The organism is Aeromicrobium sp. P5_D10 (genome assembly GCF_054049535.1).
Genome location: NZ_JBFUME010000002.1, coordinates 79410 through 97557, shown reverse-complemented (window position 1 = coordinate 97557; position 18148 = coordinate 79410). Strand labels below are relative to the sequence as shown.

17 protein-coding genes and 2 tRNA genes are annotated in these 18148 nt (G+C 64.0%); 8 read left to right on the top strand and 11 right to left on the bottom strand.

The features are described 5' to 3' along the window. Positions 1-14: 14 nt before the first annotated feature. Both ACXJKC_RS02140 and ACXJKC_RS02135 read right to left on the bottom strand, forming a co-directional pair. Positions 15-674, bottom strand: a complete 660-nt coding sequence (locus tag ACXJKC_RS02140; RefSeq protein ID WP_456695025.1) for a response regulator — start codon at positions 672-674, stop codon at positions 15-17. After that, entirely contained in the window at positions 671-2254 is a 1584-nt protein-coding gene (locus ACXJKC_RS02135) for a GAF domain-containing protein (protein ID WP_456695024.1), read from the bottom strand. The genes ACXJKC_RS02140 and ACXJKC_RS02135 overlap by 4 nt, the downstream gene beginning before the upstream one ends. A 465-nt stretch (positions 2255-2719) precedes the next feature. Here ACXJKC_RS02135 and ACXJKC_RS02130 point away from each other — a divergent pair, with 465 nt between their 5' ends. The 4 genes from ACXJKC_RS02130 (at position 2720) to ACXJKC_RS02115 (ending at position 9039) form a co-directional block, all read left to right on the top strand. Then, a complete protein-coding gene (locus tag ACXJKC_RS02130; RefSeq protein ID WP_456695023.1) occupies positions 2720-4348 on the top strand; it encodes an ABC transporter substrate-binding protein in 1629 nt (542 codons plus the stop codon). A 70-nt stretch (positions 4349-4418) separates the two neighbouring features. After that, positions 4419-5507, top strand: a complete 1089-nt coding sequence (locus tag ACXJKC_RS02125; RefSeq protein WP_456695022.1) for an ABC transporter permease — start codon at positions 4419-4421, stop codon at positions 5505-5507. Between the two features lies 1 nt (position 5508). Next, positions 5509-8142, top strand: coding sequence for a dipeptide ABC transporter ATP-binding protein (locus ACXJKC_RS02120; protein ID WP_456695021.1), 2634 nt, complete (start codon positions 5509-5511; stop codon positions 8140-8142). 39 nt (positions 8143-8181) lie between these two features. Beyond that, the gene (locus ACXJKC_RS02115; RefSeq protein ID WP_456695020.1) at positions 8182-9039 is read left to right on the top strand and encodes an oxygenase MpaB family protein; all 858 of its coding nucleotides are present in this window, start codon (positions 8182-8184) and stop codon (positions 9037-9039) included. Between the two features lie 3 nt (positions 9040-9042). Here the strand turns inward: ACXJKC_RS02115 and ACXJKC_RS02110 are convergent, their stop codons facing one another. Further along, positions 9043-9531 carry a MarR family winged helix-turn-helix transcriptional regulator gene (locus ACXJKC_RS02110; RefSeq protein WP_456695019.1) on the bottom strand — a complete coding sequence of 163 codons (489 nt, stop codon included), beginning with the start codon at positions 9529-9531 and terminating at the stop codon, positions 9043-9045. 131 nt (positions 9532-9662) lie between these two features. Between ACXJKC_RS02110 and ACXJKC_RS02105 the strand changes: the two genes are divergently transcribed. From ACXJKC_RS02105 to ACXJKC_RS02090, 4 genes are all read left to right on the top strand, one after another. Next, entirely contained in the window at positions 9663-10319 is a 657-nt protein-coding gene (locus ACXJKC_RS02105; protein WP_456695018.1) for an FMN-dependent NADH-azoreductase, read from the top strand. An 86-nt stretch (positions 10320-10405) separates the two neighbouring features. Further along, positions 10406-10726: a YtxH domain-containing protein gene (locus tag ACXJKC_RS02100; protein ID WP_456695017.1), complete on the top strand. Its 321-nt coding sequence runs from the start codon at positions 10406-10408 to the stop codon at positions 10724-10726. Next, on the top strand, positions 10723-11136 hold the full coding sequence (locus ACXJKC_RS02095; RefSeq protein ID WP_456695016.1) for a phage holin family protein: 414 nt from the start codon (positions 10723-10725) through the stop codon (positions 11134-11136). The genes ACXJKC_RS02100 and ACXJKC_RS02095 overlap by 4 nt, the downstream gene beginning before the upstream one ends. After that, positions 11133-11333 carry a DUF3618 domain-containing protein gene (locus tag ACXJKC_RS02090; protein WP_456695015.1) on the top strand — a complete coding sequence of 67 codons (201 nt, stop codon included), beginning with the start codon at positions 11133-11135 and terminating at the stop codon, positions 11331-11333. The genes ACXJKC_RS02095 and ACXJKC_RS02090 overlap by 4 nt, the downstream gene beginning before the upstream one ends. A 3-nt stretch (positions 11334-11336) precedes the next feature. Here the strand turns inward: ACXJKC_RS02090 and ACXJKC_RS02085 are convergent, their stop codons facing one another. From ACXJKC_RS02085 to gyrA, 8 genes are all read right to left on the bottom strand, one after another. Continuing rightward, a complete protein-coding gene (locus ACXJKC_RS02085) occupies positions 11337-11963 on the bottom strand; it encodes an MBL fold metallo-hydrolase (protein ID WP_456695014.1) in 627 nt (208 codons plus the stop codon). After that, positions 11963-13048, bottom strand: coding sequence for an S-(hydroxymethyl)mycothiol dehydrogenase (locus tag ACXJKC_RS02080; protein ID WP_456695013.1), 1086 nt, complete (start codon positions 13046-13048; stop codon positions 11963-11965). The genes ACXJKC_RS02085 and ACXJKC_RS02080 overlap by 1 nt, the downstream gene beginning before the upstream one ends. A gap of 107 nt (positions 13049-13155) precedes the next feature. Beyond that, complete coding sequence (locus ACXJKC_RS02075) at positions 13156-13764, bottom strand: TetR family transcriptional regulator (protein ID WP_456695012.1); 609 nt, start codon at positions 13762-13764, stop codon at positions 13156-13158. Continuing rightward, the gene (locus ACXJKC_RS02070; protein ID WP_456695011.1) at positions 13764-14276 is read right to left on the bottom strand and encodes an FBP domain-containing protein; all 513 of its coding nucleotides are present in this window, start codon (positions 14274-14276) and stop codon (positions 13764-13766) included. The genes ACXJKC_RS02075 and ACXJKC_RS02070 overlap by 1 nt, the downstream gene beginning before the upstream one ends. A gap of 165 nt (positions 14277-14441) precedes the next feature. Continuing rightward, a tRNA-Ala gene (locus ACXJKC_RS02065) sits at positions 14442-14514 on the bottom strand. A gap of 141 nt (positions 14515-14655) precedes the next feature. Continuing rightward, positions 14656-14730 (bottom strand) — tRNA-Ile (locus tag ACXJKC_RS02060). A gap of 59 nt (positions 14731-14789) precedes the next feature. Continuing rightward, complete coding sequence (locus tag ACXJKC_RS02055; RefSeq protein ID WP_456695010.1) at positions 14790-15578, bottom strand: DUF3566 domain-containing protein; 789 nt, start codon at positions 15576-15578, stop codon at positions 14790-14792. Then, entirely contained in the window at positions 15575-18142 is a 2568-nt protein-coding gene (gyrA, locus tag ACXJKC_RS02050; RefSeq protein ID WP_456695009.1) for a DNA gyrase subunit A, read from the bottom strand. The genes ACXJKC_RS02055 and gyrA overlap by 4 nt, the downstream gene beginning before the upstream one ends. Between the last annotated feature and the right edge of the window lie 6 nt (positions 18143-18148).

Below are 18148 nucleotides of genomic sequence, written 5' to 3'. Positions count from 1 at the left end.
AGATCGCAGTCGCGTCAGACGTCGCGCGGCTTGGCCGAAGCGTGGCGGGTCACCAGAACCGCGGCCTGCGTACGCCGCTCCAGTCCGAGCTTGGAAAGCAACTGGGTCACGTAGTTCTTGACCGTCTTCTCAGCCAGGAACATCTCGGCCGCGATCTGCCGGTTCGTGAGTCCTTCGCCGATCAGCGTCAGGATGCGGCGCTCCTGCTTCGTCAGCGAACTCAACGGGTCGTCATCGGCGGTTCCTTGACGAATCCGGTTGAGCACGCGCTGGGTCACGGCGGGGTCGAGCAGCGACTGGCCGCCGGCCACCCGGCGAACCGCGTCGACCAAATCGGTGCCGCGGACCTGCTTGAGGACGTATCCCGCGGCTCCGGCCATGATTGCGGCGAACAGCGCATCGTCATCGTCGTAGGAGGTCAAAATGATGACGGCGATCTCGGGATTGGCCGAACGCACGTCCCGGCACACCTCGATGCCCGAACCGTCGGGCAGCCGGGCGTCGAGCACTGCCACGTCGGGGGCGATCGCCGGGATGCGTGCAGCAGCGTCTTTGGCGAGGCTCGACTCGCCGACGACCTCGATGTCGTCCTCCTGCTCCAGCAGGTCCTTGAGTCCGCGGCGCACCAGCTCATGGTCGTCGAGCAGGAAAAGTCTGATGGGTTGTTCGGTCATATCTCGCCCCTAGGTACTTGCCACCTGATCAATGTTCCGCCACCCGAATCGCTGACTACCTCGCTGGTTCCGCCCAACAGGGCAGCTCGTTCCCGGATATTTCGCAAACCGTGCCCCGGGGCCCCTTCGCCGATCCCGATTCCATCGTCCCTTACCGTCAAGTCGATCCCATCGCCGACGTCGACTGCGACCGAAACCCAGGTCGCGTGGGCGTGACGGACGATATTGGTCAATGCCTCACCGAGCACTGCCAGCAGATGCTCGCGGACGTCGTCGGAGACCAGCGTGTCGACGGCTCCGGTCAATCTGAGTTCGGGGCGGAACCCCAGCAGTTTCGATGCGTTGTCGAGGATGTGTTCCAGCTCGGCCCGCAGATCCGTCGACTCGGTCGCGGCGCCGAGCGCGAAGATCGTCCGGCGAATGTCCTTGATCGTCTCGTCGATGTCGTCGATCGCCGTCGAGAGTCGCTCGACCGCGACCGGCGAAGTGATGAGTTTGGTTGTGTTGTCGAGCATCAAGCCGATGCCGAACAGACGCTGAATCACCAGATCGTGCAGATCCCGGCCGATCCGGTCCCGATCCTCGAACACTGCGAGACGAGCCTGATCGGACTGGGCCCGCGCGACCTGCAGCACGAGTGCTGCCTGATCGGCGAACTGCTGGGGAACAGCCGGATCCAGCTCCCACCGATCCGTATGGTGGCCCCTGAACCAACCGACGATCAAAGCGCCCGTGTCGGAGCCACTGTTCAACGGCAACACCATGAGTGACCCGAGGTCCGGCCAGGCCGGTGTCTTCTTGGGTTCGTAGCGCGGCTCGTAGTCGGTGTCCGCGACGACGACGGTCTCGCGCGTTCGGACTGCATCACCGGCCAGGCTGCGACCGGCATCGACGACCTCGCCCAATACGCCCTGCGGGGGGATTCCCGACACCGCTTCGACAACCAATTCCTCATCACTGTGCGGCATCAGGAGCGAGACGAAATCTGCCGCCGCGACCTGTCGCGCCCGGTCGGTCACGAGCTGGAGGGCGACCTCGCGGCTGATCGGTGACAGCAGCGCCGTCGTGATCTCGGATGCGGCTTCGAGCCACATCCTCTGACGCTCACCCTCTTCGTACAGTCGGGCATTCTCGATAACGACCCCCGCCGCCGAGGCCAACGCATGCGTGACCTCCTCGTCCTCTCGGCTGAACCCGGAGCCGGAGCGTTTGTCGAACAGGTACAGATTTCCGAACAAGAAGTCATGGATCCGGATCGGCACCCCGATGAAAGGGTTCAGTTCCTTGCGACCGCGGCCCGGTCGAACCTCGCTCTGCTCGAGGAGGTCGACGAGTACTTGGCGTCCCGGGGCCTCATCGTCGCCGATCGAGTCGAGTCCATAAGCCGCGAAGGCGCCTATCCGCCGGTCGGAACGTCGATCCAGCACATCGAGGTATCCGCGCTCGGCATCGACCAAGCCTCCAGCTTGGCGCAGGATCCGGTCGAGCAAACCATCCAAGGACAGGTCAGAGGATATCGCCGCCACGGCATCCAGGACGCTGCGCAGCCGAGCAGCCGCAACCTTGGCACTGGCCGGCATCCTGCTCCTCTCAGTCCGCATACGGATCGAGTATTGACTGCTAACCCCAATTTGCGACCTTCGGCGATCATGTCAAGGACCTAGGTCCCTGCCAAGGTATCGCTAGATATACGACTATGGAGTACGAACTCTCGGACTTCAGGCACTCCCTGTCTGGTTCCGATGCGGGTCTCCCCCCGTAGGAGCGTTCAAGACTTGGCCTCTCCCGGCCGGATCTTGAAACCGTGAGTTCGCACTGGACGCAACTGACGGCGCAACCAGGTCAAGGCCCCGGGCACGCATCGCGTGAACGGGGCCTCTTGGCGTGCGCACGGCCTCCGCAACTGGTTGCGGGGTACACCAAACTGCAATCGTCCTGGCCAGGCTCGACACCGCTTTGCGCGTGTAGCGTGCCGAAAAAGCCCAATCCCATGATGTGGACACGCCGGCCGTGCGCTGGTGGTGGGCGCGACACGGAGGAGCGAAATGAACACATTCCGTCGAGGAACAAGACTCGTGGCGGTGGCAGCGGCAGCCGGACTGGCACTGGGTGCGTGTGGCCAAAGCAAGGACGACGACTCGGCCGGTGACGGTGCCCTGGTGGTCGGCACGACGGACAAGGTCGTCTCGATCGACCCAGCCGGTTCGTACGACAACGGGTCGCTCAATGTGCAGACGCAGGTCTACCAATATCTCCTGAACTTCCCCGAAGGCAGCACCGAGCTGACGCCTGACGCGGCCGAGAAGTGCGACTTCTCGACTCCCACGACGTACGTGTGCACCATGAAGCCCGGCTTGAAGTTCGCGAACGGCAATCCGCTGACCGCCTCCGACGTCGCGTTCTCCTACCAGCGCATCATCACGATCAAGGACCCCAACGGTCCCTCCTCGCTGCTCGGCGCGATGAAGAGTGTCGAGGCCACTGACGACTCGACCGTGACATTCACGCTCAACGCCCCGAACGATCAGACGTTCCCGCAGATCCTGGTGACCTCCGCCGGCCCGATCGTCGACGAGGACACCTACCCGGCCGACAAGGTGCTCGACGATGACGCCGCCGTGAAGGCCAAGGGTTTCTCCGGGCCGTACACGATCACCAAGTACTCGAAGAACCAGCTGGCCGAGTTCAAGGCCAATCCCGACTACAACGGAACGTACGGAAAGCCCAAGACGTCCGACGTCACGATGAAGTACTACGCCAAGCCCGAGAACCTCAAACTCGACATCAAGAACAAGGCCATCGACGTCGCCTTCCGTTCACTGACACCCACTGATATCGCCGATCTGGAGAAGACCGACGGAATCAATGTCGTCACCGGTGCCGGCGGCGAGCTGCGCTACATCACGTTCAACCTCAAGACGATGCCCGGCGACGACCTCAAGCAGAAGCTGGCGATCCGCCAGGCCATGGCCTCGTCGATCGATCGGACCGAGATCGCCAAACAGGTCTACAAGGACACCTACACCCCGGCATTCTCGATGGTGCCCGAAGGCCAGGCCGGCGCGACAGAAGCATTCAAGGACGCCTACGGCGAAGCGCCCGACAAGGACGCGGCCAAGAAGTTCCTCGACGATGCAGGGGTCTCGACTCCGGTGACGATCAAGCTGCAGTACAACCCGGACCACTACGGTTCGAGCTCGGATCAGGAGTACAACGCCGTCAAGCGCCAGCTCGAGGAGTCGGGTCTGTTCAAGGTCGATCTGCAGTCGACCGAATGGGTCACCTACTCCACGGAGTACAACGCCGACGCCTATCCGGTGTTCCAGCTCGGCTGGTTCCCGGACTTCCCGGATGCCGACAACTACCTGTCGCCGTTCCTCAGCCCGTACGACGACAAGCAGCCGGGCAACTTCACCAACTCGCACTACAACGAGTTGGGCACCGATTACGCCGATTCGGAGATGACCAAGCTGCTCGACAGCGAGCGCACTGACGGCGACAAGGGCAGCCGCGAGGCCACGTTGAAGCAGATCCAGGACCGGATCGCGGCCGAAGTGCCGTATCTGCCGCTGCTGACCGGTTCACAGGTCGCTATCGGTGTCGACGGGGTGGACGGGCTCGACAAGACGCTTGACGCCTCGTTCAAGTTCCGCTTCAGCTCATTGTCGAAGTAGGTCCAGCGCATTTCCGAGCTTGCCGAGGGGTCTCCTCTCGGCAAGCTCGGGGAGTTCAGAAGGGGAACACATGGCCACCGCTGAAGTCCTCGCACCACTCGAGCCGTCCGGGAGCGAACCTCCCGTTGGCTCCCGGGGTCGCCTGAGTCCACTCACCCGCTATCTGCTGATCAGGCTCGCGCTCCTGGTGCCCATGATCTGGGTGCTCGTCACGATGGTCTTCGTGTTGATGCGCGTCATCGGCGACCCGATCCAAGCGGCGCTCGGTGGACGTCTGACGTCCGAACAGATCGCCGAACGCAAAGCCGAGGCAGGCCTCGACCGTCCGATCCTCACGCAGTACTGGGAGTACATCTCCGGGCTCTTCCGCGGCGACTTCGGCACGACGCTGACCGATAACCGCAAGGTCTCGGACATCCTCCTGGTCAACGGCGCCGCGACCCTCGAGCTGGCGTTCTGGTCACTACTCGTGGCCTTCGCCGTCGGCATCCCCCTCGGACGACTCGCCGCCCGGTACCGCGATCGGGTGCCCGACGTGCTCCTGCGTCTGTTCTCGATCCTCGTCTACGCCGCACCCGTGTTCTTCGTCGGGCTGCTGCTCAAACTTGCTTTCACCCCCTTGGGCTGGCCATCGTCCGGACGAGCCAGCATCGCGACCGAGCTGACCTTGCAGGACGTCAATCCGCACACCAACATCATGATCGTCGACGCTCTCCTGTGGGGCGATCCGGCACTGATCGGCGATGTCCTCAAACACGCGATGTTGCCGGCAATCGCCTTGGGCCTGCTGACGGGGGGCGTCTTCTTGCGGCTTGTCCGGGTCAATCTGCTGCAGACACTGCGCATGGACTACGTGACGGCCGCCCGGGCCAGAGGCGTCTCAGAACGCCGGGTCATGAACAAGCACGCATTCCGCAATGCGCTGGTTCCGGTCGTGACAGTCATGGGCATGCAGGTCGCACTGCTGCTGGGCGGCGCGATCTTGACCGAGACGACGTTCGAGTGGAAGGGCCTCGGCTACGAGCTGTCGGAGTATCTGATCCGCCGCGACTTCCTGGCCGTCCAGGGCATCGTCACCGTCATCGCCCTGATCGTCGGGGCCATGAGCTTCCTGATCGACGTCATCATCGCCTTCGTCGACCCGAGGGTGAGGTTCTGACATGCTCACAGTTCTCAAGCAGTCCCACGGACTGCAACGCTTCATGCTTCTGCTGGGCTTCGGTCTGGTCGCGGTGTTCATCTTCGTGGCGATCTTCGCACCCTGGCTGGCCCCCTACGATTTCAACGCCGACCGCGCCAACGGCGTCGTGTTCGGAACGCAGCAAGGCCCCTCAGCCGATCACTGGTTCGGCACCACGGTGGGCGGCACCGATGTGTTGTCGCGAGTCATCTACGGTGCGCGTACTGCGGTCGAGGTCATCATCCTGGCCGTCGTGTTATCGGGGCTGATCGGCGTCCCACTCGGTCTCGTCTCGGGCTATCTCGGAGGTTGGCTCGACCGCGTTCTGGTGCTCGTGATGGATGCGCTGTACGCCTTCCCGTCGCTGCTGCTCGCGATCGTCGTGTCGATCGTGGTTTCCGGAGGCAACAGCGGCGCGATAGGCGGCATCTTGGCCGCCGCACTGTCGATCACGGTGGTCTTCGTGCCGCAGTACTACCGGGTGATCCGCAATGCGACGCTCGCGGTCAAGGCCGAGCCTTACGTCGACGCGGCCAAGGTTGTCGGCGTACGTACGCCGCGCATCCTGCGCAAACACATCTTCTCGAACGTGTCCTCGTCATTGCCGGTCATCGGCACGCTCAATGCGTCCGAGGCGATCTTGACCTTGGCCGGACTGGGCTTCCTCGGTTTCGGCATCGAACCATCGGCCGCGGCTGAATGGGGCTATGACCTCAACAAGGCCTTGCCCGATGCCTCCTCCGGTATCTGGTGGACCGGCGTTTTCCCGGGCGTCGCGATCGTGCTGATCGTGCTGGGCGCGACCTTGGTCGGTGAGAGTCTCAATGACATCTTGAACCCGTTGCTGCGCACTCGTGGCGCCGACACCAGCGAGGCCGACCAAGCCGAGATCGAGCAGGAGTTCGCCGAGCTGGACGTCGCACCGATTGCGCCGGCCCCCTTCGTCGAGCCCGTCGAGACGCATCAGAAACGGGTCGCGGCGCTGTCACTGACCGATCTGGCCGTCACATTTCGTACCGACGCCGGCCAGGTCAGGGCCGTCAACGGCATCAGCTTCGACGTCGCGCCGGGGGAGGTCGTCGCGGTTGTCGGTGAGTCCGGATCGGGCAAGTCGGTCAGTTCCCGTGCGGTTCTCGGCCTGCTTCCGTCAACAGCCGAAGTCAGTGGCTCGGCCCTCCTCGGATCGCGCGAGCTGCTCGGCATGCGGCAAGGAGAACTGCGGCCCATCCGCGGCGATCAGGTGTCGATGGTGTTCCAGGAACCGTCGACCGCACTCAATCCGGTCTACACCGTCGGCTGGCAGATCATCGAGGGCCTGCAGGCCCATCAGAAGATCTCCAAGAAGGCCGCCCGGGCGCGAGCCGTCGAGCTGCTCGAGCTGGTCGGTATGCCCGATCCATCGGTCCGGGTCAACTACTACCCGCACCAACTGTCCGGCGGCCAGAAACAACGCGTCGTGATCGCGATGGCGATCGCCTGCGACCCGGATGTCATCATCGCCGACGAGCCGACCACCGCGCTCGACGTCACGGTGCAAGCCGCGATCCTCGAACTCCTGCTGTCGCTGCGCCATCGGCTCGGCACCGCGATAGTCCTGATCACCCACAACATGGGCGTTGTCGCCGATATGGCCGACCGGGTCGTGGTGATGTATCGCGGAACCATCGTCGAGCAGGCGCCGGCACGCCAGTTGTTCGCCGCGCCTGCCCATCCGTACACGAGGGCATTGCTGACCGCGGTGCCGCACCTCGGCCAGGAACACGGTCCTGGACTCGTCGACGACCACGACATCGTCCTGTCCGTCGAGGATCTCGTCGTCGACTTCCCCGGTCAGCTGGGCCAGCCCGCATTCCGGGCCGTCGATCACGTCTCGCTGGAGGTTCGCAAGGGCGAGGTGCTCGGCCTGGTCGGAGAATCCGGATCGGGCAAGTCGACCATCGGCCGGACGACGGTCGGTCTGCAACAACCGTCGAGCGGCACGATCCATGTGTCGGGCAACCAGATCTCCGGGCTCAGTGACCGCAGGCTACGGCCCCTGCGCTCTCGATTCGGCTTCGTGTTCCAAGATCCGGCCTCGTCACTGAATCCGCGCATGTCGATCGGCCAGTGTGTCGCCGAGCCGCTGCACGTCCAGACCGAGATGTCGACGGCGGAGATCGACGCCAAGGTCAGATCGCTCCTCGACAGCGTCGAACTCGGCGGTGCCTATGCCGAACGGTTCCCGCACGAGCTGTCAGGCGGCCAGCGCCAGCGGGTCAGCCTGGCTCGGGCCTTGGCGTTGGACCCCGATCTGCTGATCGCGGACGAACCGACATCGGCACTCGACGTGTCAGTGCAGGCCAGGGTCCTGGATCTGTTCACCGAACTGCAGCAGCGGCTGCAATTCGCGTGTCTGTTCATCAGCCACGATCTGGCCGTCGTCGACACCCTGGCCAACCGGGTCGCGGTGATGCAGCATGGCAAGCTCGTCGAGATCGGCCCGCGTGATCGGGTGCTGGGCGATCCCCAGGAGGAGTACACCAAGCGGCTCATCGCCGCTGTGCCCGTCCCGGATCCGGTCGAACAGGCACGGCGACGAGCCGAACGGGGAGCGCTGCTCACCAACATCACGTGATCCCCAGCCTGTTGTGGATCTGCATTGCACACTGGAGTGATGAACCCTGTCGACGCTGTCCGCACCCGGGTCGGTGCGACGATCTTCGCCCGCGTTGCCGGCGACGAAGGTCCGGCCCGGCGTGACCGGATCCATCTGTCGGAAGGGCCAAGGCGCTATCCGCCCGACTCGGCTATTCATCGCGTGCACGGCGATGCCTCGATGTTCGTCGGCGGCATGCGAGCCCTGTTGCTCCAATCGCTGCACCCTCTGGCGATGGCGGCGGTCGACCAGCACTCGGGCTACCGCGGCGATCCTTGGGGACGTCTGCAACGCACCAGCACGTTCCTGGCCGAGACGACCTTCGGAACCGTCGAGGACTCGGACCGAGCGATCGCGATCGTCCGCGCGGTGCACGACCGTATCACCGGCACGGCCCCAGACGGTCGACCGTACGCCGCAGCCGACCCGCATCTGATCCGATGGGTCCACGTGGCCGAGATCGACAGTTTCCTGCGTGCGCACGATCGCTACGGCTCGCAACGGCTCGACCAGCCCGGTCGAGATGCCTACGTCGCCGAGACCGCTCACGTCGCCCGGGCGCTCGGCGCGATCGACGTACCAGAATCGGTCGCCGAGCTCGATGAGGTCATGGCGGCGTACCGTCCAGAACTGCACGGCACCGCCGCCGCGCGACGGGCTGCCCGATTCATCCTGATCCACCCGCCTGTGCCGCTCGCACTTCGAGCGCCGTACGGGCTGTTGTCGGCGGCCGCGGTCGCGATGATGCCTCGCTGGACCAGGCTTCCGCTCAGGTTGCCGTATCTGCCGGTCACCGAGGCGACGGCCGTGCGAACCAGTGGGATCGCGGTGACGAGCGCGATCCGCTGGGCCATCAACGCGCCGACTGCGCCCTGACGATCAGCAAGTCGGAACTTCAGGTTCGCCGCAGGCCGAGTGGTCCACCGGCGCATCGGCGATGGCCCGACCCAGCAGACTGTGGAACGCCTTCGCCTCGTCTTCGGTGAGCCGCCCGAGCACCGACCGTTCGATGTCTTTCAGCCGGTTCGACGCATCGGCGACGACAGTTTCACCACGCGCGGTGAGGACGACCTGGCGGGCTCGGCGGTCTGCCGGGTCGGGTCGGCGCTCGACCATGCCGGCCTTCTCGAGATCGTCGACCAGGTACGTCATGACCGTGCGGTCGATTCCGAGCCGCTGGGCGATCGTGGCCTGATTACTGCAAGCTCCCTCGGATGACACGGAGAGGACCTGGAATCCTCGCGGTCCACCCGGAACATCGTCGACTACCTCACGTGCGCCGTCGAGATAGCGACGTAACAGCGCGCTGAGTGCCTGACCGAAGTCGACGTCAGCCAGGGGTGCCTGTGCATCGGTCGTCTCGGTCATGCCCTGCAGTCTATATCGGCCTTCAGACATGACTATCATCACTTTTCATGATCATCTGTTGTGAATATGATCTATTTGGAAGACTATATAGGAGCGAGCCACACCGGCCCCCGACAACAGGAGCACATGACATGAGCACGATCTTTCGACTCGACGCCAGCATCCGCCAGGAAGGATCCGTCACCCGGGCAGTCGCAGACACACTCGAGTCCGCTATCGCCGCCGAGCTGAGCGATTCAACCGTGGTGCGCCGCGACGTCGCCTTCGATCCGATCGATCCGAGCATCTGGGGGACAGCCGCTTTCGCCGGCTACACGCCTGAGGACCAGCGAACCGCTGAACAGTCCGCCGCACTCGCGACGGCCGCATCGCTGGCCGACGAGATCAGCGAGGCCGACGTGCTGATCTTCGCCGTGCCGATGTACAACTTCGGCGTCTCGCACCATTTCAAGACCTGGGTCGACACCGTCGCGACGGATCCTCGGTTCGCGCCCGGCACAGAGACACTCAAGGGCCGTCCGGCGTTCCTCGTCACGGCACGCGGTGGCGGATATGGCGAGGGCACCCCGCGGGCCGGCTGGGACCACGCGACCGGCTGGATGCGCCGCTACCTCGAAGATGTCTGGGGACTCGACCTGGACGTCATCGAGACTGAGTTGACACTGGCCGACGTCACCCCCCAGATGGCCGAACTCCGCGATCTGGCGCACGCCCAGTTGGCCGAATCCCACGAGACGGCCCGTACCAATGCGCGCTCGGTGACCCTCAAGCTGCGCGCAGCTGCCTGACAAGCACGACGAACCGCGCCGGGTGTCATCTTCTCCAGATGGGGTACCTCCACAACCCAGGAGTTGCTCAATGAAGGAGTGAAGACGTGAAGAAGCTGACCGTGCTGATCGCCGCAGCCGCCGGGTACGTCCTCGGCACCCGGGCGGGTCGTGAGCGCTACGAACAGATCAAGAACCAGGCCACGAAGGCCTGGAACAATCCCAAGGTGCAAGAGACCGTCGATGTCGTGCAGGAACAGGCCAAACACACCGGGGCGGACGTCGCATCGTCGGTCGGGTCCAAAGTCGCCTCGGCGGCCGGCGACGTCAAGGCCAAGGTGACCGACACCATTTCGGGCTCGAGCTCCGATGACGAATCCACATCCCGGCCGGTCCCACCGTCGTCAGCTGGAGGGACGCCACTGTGACCGATCAGCATGTGCCCCCGTCGGAGGCGTCCACGGGTCAGCTCATCGCGGCTGCCACGGCAGACATCTCGACACTCATCCGCGACGAGATGCAACTGGCCAAGCGTGATCTTGCCGAAAGCGGCAAGAAGGTCGGCGTGGGTGTCGGCATGTTCGGGCTCGCGGGCACCTTGGCGCTCTACGGCATAGGAGCGCTGATCGCCACCGCGATACTCGGCATCGCAGAAGGCCTCGCACCGTGGATCGCGGCCGGCATCGTCACGCTTGTCTTGTTCATCGCTGCCGGAGTCGCGGCCATCGTGGGCAAGGGCAGCATCGACCAGGCAACCGATGCGCCGCATGACCGCAGCGAGAGCGTCAAAGCCGACGTCGCAGCCGCACGGCATGGCACGGAGGGTGATTCGGCATGACGTCCGAGCTTGAGACCGAGATCGCCGAGACCAGGGAGCACTTGGGCGAGACCGTCGATGCCCTCGCCGCCAAGCTCGACGTCAAGACCCGCGCACAGGAGTCCTTCGCCGCGGCGGACAAGACTCGAATCGGCGCGGCGATAGGCGTACTCGCGCTGGGCGTCGGCGCCGCAATGCTGATTTGGCGCCGACGCTGAGCCTCACGCCCCGCGGGCGATCCATTCGTCGAGGTGTGGTGCCTCGGCACCGATCGACGTGTCATCGCCGTGACCGGTGTGCACGACCGTCTCAGTCGGCAGCGTCAGCAGGTGATCGCGGATGGAATCGATGATCGTGCCGAAGTCGGAGTAGGAGCGACCAGTCGCTCCAGGTCCGCCGTTGAACAAGGTGTCGCCGGTGAAGACGACGCCCAACTGCTCGGCGTACAGACATGTGCTGCCTGGCGAATGACCCGGGGTCGCGATCGCACGAAGCGTCGTGCCGGCCACCTCGAAGGTCGTGTCGGATGCGAGTTCGTGATCTGGAGCAGTCGCATGCTCTGCGTCCCACAGCATCCGGTCGGCGGCAGGGAACCAGATCGGGGCGCCCGTCGCGGCAGACAGCTCGACCGCCGCATTGATGTGGTCATTGTGCCCGTGGGTGAGGACGATGGCGAGCACGGTACGTCCGTCGATCGCGTCGAGGATCTTCGAGGCGTCATGCGGAGCATCGACCACGATGACCTCGGCATCGTCGCCGACCAGCCACACATTGTTGTCGACATCCCAGCTGCCGCCGTCGAGGCAGAACTGTCCCGACGTCACGACCTTCTGAATGGCCGCGCCCATCAGAGTTCGATCACCGAGCGCAGGACTTCGCCTCGGTGCATCTTGTCGAAGGCGGCCTCGACATCGTCGATGCCGATCTTCTCGGTGACGAATGCGTCGAGATCCAGGCGGCCCTGCTGGTACAGATCGACCAGCATCGGGAAGTCGCGTGACGGCAGGCAGTCGCCGTACCAACTCGACTTCAGTGATCCGCCGCGACCGAAGACGTCGATCAACGGCACCTCGAGCTGCATATCAGGGGTCGGGACGCCGACAAGCACAACCGTGCCGGCAAGATCGCGGCCGTAGAAGGCCTGCTTCCAGGTCTCAGGGCGGCCCACCGCGTCGATCACGACATCGGCACCATTGCCGTCGGTCAGGGCCTGGATCGCTTCGACGACATCGCCGGCCGAGGCATTGATCGTATGGGTGGCACCCATGCCCTTGGCCCATTCGAGCTTGCGATCGTCGAGGTCGATAGCGATGATCTTGGCCGCATTCGCCAGGCGCGCTCCGGCAATCGCTGCCGAGCCGACGCCGCCGCAGCCGATCACGGCCACCGAGTCGCCACGCTGCACATTGCCGGTGTTGATGGCCGCACCGAGGCCGGCCATGACACCACAACCCAGCAGGCCGACGGCCGCCGGCGAGGCCGAGGGATCAACCTTGGTGCACTGTCCTGCCGCGACGAGGGTTTTGTCGGCGAAGGCGCCGATGCCCAGCGCAGGCGACAACTCGGTGCCGTCCTCGAGCGTCATCTTCTGTTTCGCGTTGTGGGTGTTGAAGCAGTACCAGGGACGACCACGCAGACATGCCCGGCAGTTGCCACACACCGCGCGCCAGTTCAGCACGACGAAGTCACCGGGGACGACATCGGTGACGCCCTCACCCACGGTCTCGACGACGCCGGCGGCCTCATGGCCGAGCAAAAACGGGAACTCGTCGTTGATGCCACCCTCGCGGTAGTGCAGGTCGGTATGGCACACACCGCAGGCGGCGATATCGACAACAACCTCGCCGGGACCCGGATCTGGAATCACGATGTTCTCGACAGTGACGGGAGCACCCTTTGCGCGTGCTACGACTCCCCGGACGATCTGCGGCATATCTGCTCCCTCTACTCACGATGGCGTTCAACACGACGGTATCTGGCCCCTGTGGGCTTTGCTCGGGGGGTGTGGAAATCCCTGTTATTCCCGAAATCACATCAGTGTTATTTATCCACAGCTGTGTGCACAGCTGGGGACAACCGAGGCGAACCGGTTTCGAGCTCGATCGCCGAGGCCATGACGACGTGGGCTGGCACCGGCGCCGGCCCGGCGACCCGCGTGGTACCGGCAAGCCCCACCCCGAGCAGGAGTATCCGTCCCGCGGCGTTGCGTGCCTCTTTCTCGTCGCTGTGTCGCGCCGAGAGAATCGAAGTGAGCACGTCGGTCAAGATGACCAGCGTCTCCAGGTACCGGGTTCCGACAAGCGGCCTCAGCTGCGCGTGGGCCCCTGCTTCGGCCCACCGCAGAAGCGCGGTTCGGCGGCCGTCGTCTTCGCTCAGCAGATCCGAGAAGAACAGGCTGAGTGCCGAACTCGGGTCGAGGCCGATGATTTCACTTCGATAGCTTTCGATCTCCGCCAGCGCATAGTGATGCCACGCCTCCGCAGCCAGTTCATCGGTCGAGGCGAAATGGTGATGGATCTGTCCCGGCGATCCCTTGAGTTCTTCGGCGACGATGCGGGTCGTGACGGCGCCTAGACCCTCACGAGCAACCACCGCTGCCGCCGCTTCCAGGATGGATTGACGGCGCGCAGCTTTTGTCAGATACGCCATCAGCCCACACCTCTCGTTGCGATTGATGCATCGGGGACCGATCGCAGGAAGTCGATCGTGCGGGTGCGGAGCCCGCTGCGACGAGCTTCGATGATCTGCTCCGGAGGTCGATCGTGTGATCTCGTGGCCGGTACGTGATGCACGACCCGAACGCAGTCCAGTTCAGTGCACAACAAGAGACCCACCGTACTGAGTCGGCGGCGTTTGTCTGCCGATGCGCGTGATGCGGTGAAGAGCGAGACCTCGTTGAATCTGCGAGTCGATCGGCATAAATCGCACATTACTGCTCGTGATGCGAGAGCCGACTGATTGGGGTTCTGCCGCAGAATCGCTCCATAGGCCCGGCCGTCGACGCCCGCGACGAGATAGGCGTGGTGCCGCGACCTGGTGTCTCGCCAGCCGAGGTAGTCGATCCTGTCCCAGCGAGTGTCATCGAACCCCGCCGGCAGACGCACCCTCGCAGTGGCTGGATACAGATTCACGATGGAGGCTCGAACCTCGTCGCGAGTCATCGGACGCACCGTGTCACCTCCTGAAATTTGTATGTGGATACAAATTGTATCAGGATCCAAATTTGACACAGACTGCATTCATACACTCGGCAGCACCCAGAACACAGAAAGCCCGAACCCCAGTCAGCAGTTGCGCTGACTGGGGTCCGGGCTTGGTATGTGCTGTGGAGCCGAGGGGACTCGAACCCCTAACCCCCTGCTTGCAAAGCAGGTGCGCTACCAATTGCGCCACGGCCCCGAAAGGGTGATCACACCTTGTCGGTGTGCGCCTCCCAGGTATCCGAACTCTTCTCGGAATTCTTCTTGCCGAGGAACCAGAAGACTCCTGCAACAGCCAGCCCGAGGGCAACTATCTTCTTCATCTGACCTCCTCGTTGAGTGGGCGTACCAGGACTTGAACCTGGGACCTCTTCCTTATCAGGGAAGCGCTCTAACCAAGCTGAGCTATACGCCCGCAACAGCGGTAAACGTTACCGCACGCCGATTCGACCCGCGAGCACGGGTCCCCCCGGGCTACTTCTCCTCAGAGAACGTGACCTCCACGCCGCCCATGAGCTGGGCGGCGAGGTTGTACACATGTGCTCCAATCGTGGCGAACATCGTCATCAGGACGACGTTGATCGACGACAGAACCAGCGTGAGTCCGACGAAACGACCGAAGCCGAAGTAGTCCTTGACGTCGAAACTGGAGCTGTCATCGCTCAGCACCGACGTGAACGCCTCGTTGATCTGTCCCCAGACGCCGATGACGTTCAGGACGACCCAGAAGATCGCAGCGGCGACGACAGCAACGATCATCAGCGCCACCGAGACCGAGAACGTGAGTCTTGTCACCGACCACGGTTCGACATGGGTCAGCCGCAGGCTGGCCTGACGTCCACTGGCCGTCGGCTCGGCCGGAGCCGAGCCCGGTCGTGGCGCGGTGGGCTTGGGATCTTTGACCGCCGGAATCACCGAGGTGGTCGCCGCGGACGGTTTGGTGGTCCTGGCGTACTCGGCCGCAGTGATCGGACGTCCTGGAGGACCGCCGATCGGCTCGATCGTGCGCTTCTTCTCCGGCGCGGACGCCGGCTGCTTCGTCACGGGCCGAGGACGACCTTTGTCGGTGCTGGTCGTCTTGGCCGCAGGCGGTGAAGAAGGCTTCTTGGCCGGCTGGGTGCCGTTCCCGCTCGCGGGAGACTTCTTCGCCGCTGAACTCTTGGAGTTGTCAGGCTTGGGAATCCGCGGGATCGCCTGCGTGGGAGCCGCATCGCCGGCCCCCGATCCGGGAGTTGTCTTGGCGCCTTCAGATTCCTTGCTCACTGATCCCCGCCCTCGTCGGTAATAGTCTCGTCAGTCGTCGCCGCTTCGGAGGCCTCGTCCTGGAGGACTTCGGTGTTGCGCGCGATAGTCACCACTCGGTCATCCCCCTTGAACTTCACGAAACTCACACCCATCGTGCCACGTCCGGTGGGATTGACCCCGGAGACGAGGCTGCGGGTGACCTGTCCACCGGCCGTCACGGAGATCACATCATCGCTGTCGACGAGTACGAGACCGCCCACCAGCTCGCCGCGATTCTCGGTGATCTGCATGGCCTTGATGCCCAGTCCACCACGGCCCTGCAAACGGTACTGGTCGACGGGTGTCTTCTTGGCGAATCCACCGTCGGTGACGGTGAAGACGTAGAGCTGGTCTTCGGCCGGCACATCGACATCTTCGAGGGCGTCAGCAGAGTGCCGGATGACCGACAGTGAGAGCATCGAATCGCCGTCACGGAACTTCATACCCGTGACACCGGAGGTCGCACGTCCCATCGGACGCAGCTGCTCGTCGTCGGCCTGGAACCGGATCGCCTGAGCCTTGCGCGAGATCAGCAGCAGATCGTCCTCCGGCGTGACCAGCTCGGCGCCGATCAGCTCATCGTCGTCATCGCGGAAGTTGATCGCGATGACGCCGGCCTGACGCGGGCTGTTGTAGTCGGCGAGGCGAGTCTTCTTGACCAGGCCCTTCTTGGTCGCGAGAACCAGATAGGGGGCCTGCTCGTAGTCGCGGATGGCCAGCACCTGAGCGATCTGCTCGTCGGGCTGGAACGACAACAGCCCAGCGACGTGTCCGCCCTTGGCGTCACGGCCCGCCTCGGGCAGCTGATACGCCTTAGCACGGTAGACCCGGCCGGCCGTGGTGAAGAACAAGATCCAATGGTGGCTCGTAGTCGAGAACATGTGGTCGACCAGGTCGTCTCCGCGCAATGCGGCACCACGGACACCCTTGCCGCCACGATTCTGCACGCGGTAGAGATCGGTCTTGGTGCGCTTGGCGTAGCCGCCCTTGGTGATCGTGACGACAACCTCCTCATCGGGAATGAGGTCTTCCATCGACAGATCGCCATCAGCCGGGACGATCGGCGAACGTCGGTCGTCGCCGTACTTCTCGGCGATCTCGGCGAGCTCCTCGGACACGATCGTGCGCTGGCGCTGCGGGCTGGCCAGGATGTCCTTGTAATCGGCGATCTCGCGCTCGAGCTCGGCGAGATCGTCGATGATCTTCTGACGTTCGAGCGCCGCGAGCTTGCGCAACTGCATATCGAGGATCGCGGTGGCCTGATCGTCATCGATGTCGAGCAGGGTCTTGAGCCCTTCGCGGGCTTCGACTGCCGACGGGCTGCGACGGATCAGCGCGATGACGTCATCGAGCGCATCCAGCGCCTTGACCAAGCCACGGAAGATGTGGGCCTTCGCCTCGGCCTCGTCAAGCAAGTACTGGGTGCGACGCTGGATGACTTCGATCTGATGGTTGATCCAGTTGCTGATGAATCCGTCGAGCGTCAGCGTGCGCGGTACGTCATCGACGATCGCGAGCATGTTGGCGCTGAAGTTGGACTGCAGCTCGGTGTGCTTGTAGAGGTTGTTGAGCACAACTCGCGCGACAGCGTCACGCCGCAGCTTGACCACGAGACGACGTCCGACCCGCGACGACGACTCGTCGTTGACGTCGGCAATGCCCTGGACGCGACCTGAGATGGCCAGGTCGGCGATCTTCTCGGCGAGGTTGTCGGGGTTGACCTGGTAGGGGAGTTCCTTGATGACCAGGCTCAGGCCACCCTTGGAATCCTCCTCGATGTCGACGATGCCGCGCATCTGGATCGAGCCGCGACCCGTGCGGTACATATTGTCGATGCCGGTCGTGCCGACGATGAGGCCCTTGGTGGGGAAGTCAGGACCCTTGATGCGCTCCATGAGCGCCTCCAGCAGTTCTTCCTTCGATGCGTCCGGATTGGCCAGCGACCACTGGGCACCGTCGGCGACTTCGCGCAGATTGTGCGGCGGGATATTGGTCGCCATGCCGACCGCGATACCGGCGGAGCCGTTGACCAGCAGGTTCGGGAACCGAGCAGGCAGGACTGTGGGCTCGAGCGAGCGACCGTCGTAGTTGGGACGGAAGTCGACGGTGTTCTTGTCGATATCGCGCACCATCTCCATCGCGATGGGAGCCAGCTTGCACTCGGTGTATCGCATCGCCGCGGCGCCGTCATTGCCCGGAGAACCGAAGTTTCCCTGCCCCGAGATCATCGGCGCGCGCATGACCCAAGGCTGCGCGAGTCGGACCAGGGTGTCGTAGATCGCGGTGTCGCCGTGCGGGTGGTACTGGCCCATCACGTCACCGACGATGCGCGAGCACTTGGAGAAGCCGCGGTCGGGTCGGTAGCCGCCGTCGTACATCGCGTACAGGACGCGACGGTGCACGGGCTTGAGGCCGTCTCGGACGTCGGGGAGTGCGCGCGAGACGATAACGCTCATGGCGTAGTCGATGTACGAGCGCTGCATCTCGACCTGCAGCTCGACGTGCTGGATCCGGTCGTACTCGGGAGGAGTCGTATCAGTCATCTGGGT

Coding starts and splice junctions, on each gene's coding strand:
- ACXJKC_RS02140 (WP_456695025.1), bottom strand. CDS start 674: ATGACCGAACAACCCATCAGACTTTTCCTGCTCGACGACCATGAGCTG.
- ACXJKC_RS02135 (WP_456695024.1), bottom strand. CDS start 2,254: ATGCCGGCCAGTGCCAAGGTTGCGGCTGCTCGGCTGCGCAGCGTCCTG.
- ACXJKC_RS02130 (WP_456695023.1), top strand. CDS start 2,720: ATGAACACATTCCGTCGAGGAACAAGACTCGTGGCGGTGGCAGCGGCA.
- ACXJKC_RS02125 (WP_456695022.1), top strand. CDS start 4,419: ATGGCCACCGCTGAAGTCCTCGCACCACTCGAGCCGTCCGGGAGCGAA.
- ACXJKC_RS02120 (WP_456695021.1), top strand. CDS start 5,509: ATGCTCACAGTTCTCAAGCAGTCCCACGGACTGCAACGCTTCATGCTT.
- ACXJKC_RS02115 (WP_456695020.1), top strand. CDS start 8,182: ATGAACCCTGTCGACGCTGTCCGCACCCGGGTCGGTGCGACGATCTTC.
- ACXJKC_RS02110 (WP_456695019.1), bottom strand. CDS start 9,531: ATGACCGAGACGACCGATGCACAGGCACCCCTGGCTGACGTCGACTTC.
- ACXJKC_RS02105 (WP_456695018.1), top strand. CDS start 9,663: ATGAGCACGATCTTTCGACTCGACGCCAGCATCCGCCAGGAAGGATCC.
- ACXJKC_RS02090 (WP_456695015.1), top strand. CDS start 11,133: ATGACGTCCGAGCTTGAGACCGAGATCGCCGAGACCAGGGAGCACTTG.
- ACXJKC_RS02085 (WP_456695014.1), bottom strand. CDS start 11,963: ATGGGCGCGGCCATTCAGAAGGTCGTGACGTCGGGACAGTTCTGCCTC.
- ACXJKC_RS02080 (WP_456695013.1), bottom strand. CDS start 13,048: ATGCCGCAGATCGTCCGGGGAGTCGTAGCACGCGCAAAGGGTGCTCCC.
- ACXJKC_RS02075 (WP_456695012.1), bottom strand. CDS start 13,764: ATGGCGTATCTGACAAAAGCTGCGCGCCGTCAATCCATCCTGGAAGCG.
- ACXJKC_RS02070 (WP_456695011.1), bottom strand. CDS start 14,276: ATGACTCGCGACGAGGTTCGAGCCTCCATCGTGAATCTGTATCCAGCC.
- gyrA (WP_456695009.1), bottom strand. CDS start 18,142: ATGACTGATACGACTCCTCCCGAGTACGACCGGATCCAGCACGTCGAG.